This is a genomic window from Nocardiopsis listeri (assembly GCF_020741345.1).
GTDB classification, from domain to species: domain Bacteria; phylum Actinomycetota; class Actinomycetes; order Streptosporangiales; family Streptosporangiaceae; genus Nocardiopsis; species Nocardiopsis listeri_A.
The window spans coordinates 1-4,755 of sequence record NZ_DYZD01000271.1; the positions used below are offsets into that span (position 1 = coordinate 1).

4 protein-coding genes and 1 pseudogene are annotated in these 4,755 nt (G+C 70.8%); 3 read left to right on the forward strand and 2 right to left on the reverse strand.

Going from position 1 to position 4,755, the window contains the following annotated elements; translation table 11 throughout:
• The 3 genes and pseudogenes from K8V84_RS14410 to K8V84_RS14420 form a co-directional block, all read left to right on the forward strand.
• Nucleotides 1–514, forward strand: a 514-nt coding sequence (locus K8V84_RS14410; protein WP_304074980.1) for a CoA ester lyase, incomplete at its 5' end; no start/stop codon positions are given.
• Nucleotides 515–596: 82 nt separating this feature from the next.
• Nucleotides 597–1,292 (forward strand): annotated as a pseudogene (locus tag K8V84_RS14415) (response regulator transcription factor).
• 118 nt (nucleotides 1,293–1,410) lie between these two features.
• Complete coding sequence (locus K8V84_RS14420) at nucleotides 1,411–2,850, forward strand: HAMP domain-containing sensor histidine kinase (protein ID WP_304074988.1); 1,440 nt, start codon at nucleotides 1,411–1,413, stop codon at nucleotides 2,848–2,850.
• Here K8V84_RS14420 and K8V84_RS14425 read toward each other — a convergent pair.
• Nucleotides 2,799–4,073 carry a glycosyltransferase gene (locus tag K8V84_RS14425; protein ID WP_304074983.1) on the reverse strand — a complete coding sequence of 425 codons (1,275 nt, stop codon included), beginning with the start codon at nucleotides 4,071–4,073 and terminating at the stop codon, nucleotides 2,799–2,801. The genes K8V84_RS14420 and K8V84_RS14425 overlap by 52 nt on opposite strands.
• Nucleotides 4,074–4,424: 351 nt before the next feature.
• On the reverse strand, nucleotides 4,425–4,755 hold a 331-nt coding region (locus K8V84_RS14430), incomplete at its 5' end, for a PDZ domain-containing protein (protein ID WP_304074986.1).

A 4,755-nucleotide genomic window follows, 5' to 3' on the forward strand; every position in this document is an offset into this window, starting at 1 on the left:
GATCGCGGCCGCCTCCCCACGGTTGGAGAGCCTCGTCTACGGACCCGCCGACTTCATGGTCTCCCTCAACATGAAGGGCCTCGTGGTCGGCGAGCAGCCGCCGGGATACGACACCGGCGACGCCTACCACCACGTCCTCATGCGCATCCTGGTGGCCGCTCGGGCCAACGGGATCCAGGCCGTCGACGGCCCCTACCTGCAGATCCGGGACGTGGAGGCGTTCCGTCGCGCGGCCGGACGCACCTCCGCGCTCGGCTTCGACGGCAAGTGGGTGCTGCACCCGCTCCAGGTGACGGCCGCCAACGAGGTGTTCGCCCCCTCCCAGGAGGACTACGACCACGCCGAACTCATCCTCGACGCCTACGAGCACGCCACCACCGTGGACCGGCGCGGCGCCGTCATGCTGGGCGAGGAGATGCTCGACGAGGCCTCCCGGAAGATGGCGCTGGTGGTGGCCGGCAAGGGCCGTGCCGCCGGGCTGGAGCGCACCCGCACCTTCGACCCGAACGCCTGATTCGAACGCACGTCCAGGACGCCACACCCCGTTCCCGACGACTTCTTACCGCTCTCTCACCCTGGTGAGAGAGCATGGGCACATGGAAAGCACCGCCACCGTCCTGGTCGCCGACGACGACCGTGCCATCAGGGAGTCCCTGGAACGCGCCCTCCAACTGGAGGGGTACACGGTGCGCACCGTCGCCGACGGCGTCCAGGCCCTGGCGGCGGTCCACGCCGAACCCGTCGACCTGCTGGTCCTGGACGTCATGATGCCCGGCGTCGACGGACTCGGGGTGGCCCGGGTGCTGCGGGCCTAGCACGACCGCACCCCCATCCTGATGCTCACCGCGCGGGTCGAGACGCCCGACCGGGTCGCCGGGCTGGACGCCGGCGCCGACGACTACCTCGCCAAACCCTTCGAGCTCGACGAACTCCTCGCGCGGCTGCGCGCCCTGCTGCGCCGCGCCGCCCCCGTGCCGGAGGGTGCCGACGAGGAGGCGCCCCTGCGGGTGGGCGAACTGCGCCTGGACGCCCGTGCCCGGCGCGTGTGGCGCGGCGAACGCGAGGTGGAACTGTCCAAGACCGAGTTCGACCTGCTCGAACTGCTCATGCGCAACTCCGGCATCGTCCTGGACCACGCCACCATCTACGACCGCATCTGGGGTTACGACTTCGGCCCGGAGTCGAAGAACCTGGCGGTCTACATCAGCTATCTGCGACGCAAGTTGGAGGATGGCGGACCACCGCTGATCCAGACGGTTCGAGGCGTCGGGTACACGCTGCGTCAGGGGTGATTCGAGGGTGTCCGTTCCCCACAGGGAGTCCGTTCCGGAGTCACGAGTCCAGGAGGCGAAGCGGCACAGCGTCCTGCTCAACCCGGGCGACTGGCGACTCGGAACCCGCTTCGCGGTGATGTTCGCCGCGGTCGCCGCCGTCACCATCGCCCTGATCGGCATGCTCGCCTACGGCACCGCCGCCTCGCTCATCCGCGCCGACGCCGAGGACGAGTTCGACGGCGCGGTGCAGAACCTGTCCCGTCAGCTCATCGTGTCCGCGCAGGAAAGCCAGGACGTGCAGGAGAACCGGCTCTCCTTCCTGGCCCCGGGCAGCCTGGACGCGCAGATCCTGGGCCCCGACGGAAGCTGGGCGCGGCTGCTCGCCAACCAGCACGAGATCTCCTCCTTCCACCCCACCTCAGAGGACCTGGAGGTGGCTCGGGCCGACGACCCCGGAGTGATCAGCCAGCGAGAGCTTCAGGTCCACGACCAGGCGTATCGGGTGGGCACGGTCTCGTTGGGCGAGGGACGCGGCGCCGTCCAACTGCTCCAACAACTCTCACCGATCGAACAAATGATCGGCCGGTTGGCCACGCAGATCCTGTGGGTGGGCCTGTTCGCCGCCCTGTGCGCGGCCTCGGTCGGCTGGTTGGCGGGGCACCGCATCACCGGCCGGCTGGTCCGTCTGACCGAGGCCGCCGAGTACGTCAGCTCCACCGGCCGCCTCGACCCGGTCACCACCACGCGCAACGGTCGCGGTAACGGGGGGACCCCCGAGGGCGGTGCCGGTGGTCCGGGTGTGGGCCCCGAGGAACCCGGACACGACGAGGTCGGCCGGCTCACCAGCGCCTTCAACGGCATGCTCGCCCGGTTGGCCCGTTCCAAGGACGAACAGCGCCGTCTGGTGCAGGACGCCGCGCACGAGCTGCGCACCCCGCTCACCAGCCTGCGCACCAACGTGCAGGTCCTGGGCCGGGTGGAACGGCTCGGTCCGGACGCGCGGCAGCGGCTCTTCGACGACCTCCAGGGCGAGACCAAGGAGCTCACCGCCCTGGTCAACGAACTGGTCGGGTTGGCCACCGGCGACCACGAGGACGAGACCCGCAGCGCGGTGGCGCTCGCGGGCATCGCCGAACGCGTCGCCGCACGGGCCCGACGCCGGACCGGCCGCGAGATCCTCGTCGACGCCGACGACGGCCTCGTGTGGGGCCGTCCCGGTGCCCTGGAACGGGCGATGTCCAACCCCGTGGAGAACTCCGCCAAGTTCGACCCCGACGGCAACGGACCCATCGAGATCCGTGTCCGCGAGGGCGTGGTGGAGGTCCTGGACCGGGGCCCGGGCGTGGACCCCGAGGAGATCCGCCACCTCTTCGAACGCTTCTACCGGGCCACCGTCGCCCGTGGCCTGCCCGGCTCCGGGTTGGGCCTGTCCATGGTGCACGAGATCGCCCGCGACCACGGGGGAGAGGTCTTCGCCCGGAACCGGGAGGGCGGCGGCACCGTCATCGGGTTCGCCCTGCCGCTCTATCGGCCACCGGAGAACGAGGCGAGCGCCCCGACCGACGCGTCCACGTAGATGTGCTCGAAGCGCTCCAGCGAATCCTCCAACCGGTGCCGTGACGCCATGAGCCGGCTGTGCGCGCCCATACGCGGCCGTTCCCGCTCGGTGGTCAACACGGACTCCACCCTGTCGGCGAGAGCGCCGGGGTCGCCCGGCTCGTACAAGTACCCGTTGCGGCCCTCCTCCACCAGGTGGGGCAGGGCCATCGCGTCGGCGGCCACCACGGGCAGCCCGCTGGCCATGGCCTCCAACGTGGCGATGCTCTGCAACTCGGCGATGCCCGCGATGGTGAACACGTCCGCGCACCGGTAGACGTCCGGGAGGTCCCCGTGCGCCACGAAGCCGAGGAATCGGACCCGGTCGGCGACCCCTTCGCTCCGGGCCAGTTCCTCCGCCCTCTCGCGGTGCGCGCCCTGGCCGGCCAACACCAGCTGTACGTCGGAGGTGCGGGCCACCGCGCGCACCAGTTCGTCGACGCGCTTCTCCTCGTCAAGACGCCCCACGAACAGCATCGTCGGACGGTCGGGCAACCCGAACCGCGCGCGCAGCCTCAGACGCTCGGCGACGACGGAACCCTCCGGTGGCGGTCGGAATCGGTCCAGGTCGATCCCGCAGGAGACCGCCTCCACCGGATGGATGAAACCCTGTTCGCGCAGCAGCCGGGCGGCGGTCGGCGTGGGCGTGGTCACGTGCTCGACCCGGCCCAGGATCCGGTTCAGGTCCCACCAGGCCAGACGGGCGGCGTACGGGCGCAGGGACCACGGCATCCGCAGGTGGTCGAAGAGGTTCTCGGGCATGAAGTGGTTGGTGGCGACCACCGGCACACCGTGGTCGTGCGCGGCGCCGGCCAGCATCCGGCCGACGAGGAAGTGGTTCTGGATGTGCACGGCGTCCGGACGCAACCGGTCCAAGAGGCGGTTCAGGTGGCCGCGTACACCCGCGGGCAGGGCCAGTCGGACACTCTCATGCGCCAAGGAGGGCATGGACCGAAGCCGGTGCTCCACCACCCCGTCCCGCTCCACCACGTGGGGGCGCCCGGTGGGCGATGGGCACAGCAGGTGCACCTCGACACCGCGTTCGGTCAGCCCCCGCGCGAGCCGCGCGGTGAAATAGGCGGCGCCGTTGACGTCCGGGGGGTAGGTGTCGGTACCGATCAGGACCCTGGTCCGGCGGCGTCCGCCCTGGGAAGGGGCCGGACGTGTCGCCGTGGGCGGGTGGGGTGCGAAGGACGTGGACATACCGGATTCTCCTGGGGCTTCGCGCGGCCTGCCGTGGTGATCACGAGTGTGGGCCATCCGAATGGCCCGTCGCCGACCTTGCGGTGAACACGGGGACGACCCTGATAGTGGCACACGGTTCACGGAACAATACTCTCCGTGTTCGCTTCTGTCTCTCAGTTCTCAGGCGTGTGTTCAGGTCGTGGCCCGTACCCGACGGCGCGGCCGGCGGCGTCCAGGGTCGCCGTGACCACGAAGGGGCGGCCCGGCAAGTGCCGGACCGCCCCTTCGCTCGCAGGGTCGGTTTCCCGTCGACCCATGATCCCGCCGGAGCGACGCCCCCGTCGGCCTCTGGCAGGACCAAGACCTTCTCTAGTCCTCTTCTTCCTCGACCTCCTCGGTCGCGGCCGCGGCGCTCTGCTCGCCCAGGGTGACCTTCACGTCCTCCGGGGAGCTCTCGCCCTTGGACACCACGCCCAGGGTCACCTCGTCTCCGGGCTCATGGGCCCGGATCTGCGCGATGAGCTGGTCGGGGGAGTCGACGGACTCACCGTCCAACGACACCACCACGTCGCCGGTGGACAGGCCGGCGTCGGCGGCGGCCCCGCCGTCGGTGACCTCCATGATCTCCGCGCCGCCGCTACGGCTCGGGGCGATGGTGGCCTGGATGGCCGGGTAGCTGGCGCTGCCCTCCTCCACCAGT

Excerpts from the sequence above, each read along its gene's own strand:
- K8V84_RS14420 (WP_304074988.1), top strand. The coding sequence starts at position 1,411 with ATGTTCGCCGCGGTCGCCGCCGTCACCATCGCCCTGATCGGCATGCTC.
- K8V84_RS14425 (WP_304074983.1), bottom strand. The coding sequence starts at position 4,073 with ATGTCCACGTCCTTCGCACCCCACCCGCCCACGGCGACACGTCCGGCC.